At 67.1% G+C, this 563-nt stretch carries 1 protein-coding gene; it reads left to right on the forward strand.

The genetic code is table 11. The features are described 5' to 3' along the window. Positions 1-563 (forward strand): TCP-1/cpn60 chaperonin family protein (locus tag Pmi06nite_RS41655; RefSeq protein WP_275409664.1); only part of this gene is annotated, 563 nt, incomplete at both ends.

The raw sequence follows: 563 nt of genomic DNA on the forward strand, positions 1-563 counted from the left end.
GACGAGGACGCCCGGCGCGGTCTCGAGCGCGGCATGAACCAGCTCGCCGACGCCGTCAAGGTGACCCTCGGCCCCAAGGGCCGCAACGTCGTGCTGGAGAAGAAGTGGGGCGCCCCCACCATCACCAACGATGGTGTCTCCATCGCCAAGGAGATCGAGCTCGAGGACCCGTGGGAGAAGATCGGGGCTGAGCTCGTCAAGGAAGTCGCCAAGAAGACCGACGACGTGGCCGGTGACGGCACCACGACGGCGACCGTGCTCGCCCAGGCGCTCGTGCGTGAGGGCCTTCGCAACGTCGCGGCCGGCGCCAACCCGATGTCCCTGAAGAAGGGCATCGAGGCGGCCGTCGAGCGCGTCAGCGAGGAGCTGTCCAAGCTCGCCAAGGACGTCGAGACCAAGGCGCAGATCGCCTCCACGGCGTCGATCTCCGCCGGCGACGCCCAGATCGGCGAAATGATCGCCGAGGCGATGGACAAGGTCGGCAAGGAAGGCGTCATCACCGTCGAGGAGAGCAACACCTTCGGGCTCGAGCTTGAGCTCACCGAGGGCATGCGCTTCGACAA

The organism is Planotetraspora mira, assembly GCF_016863275.1.
Classification (GTDB): domain Bacteria; phylum Actinomycetota; class Actinomycetes; order Streptosporangiales; family Streptosporangiaceae; genus Planotetraspora; species Planotetraspora mira.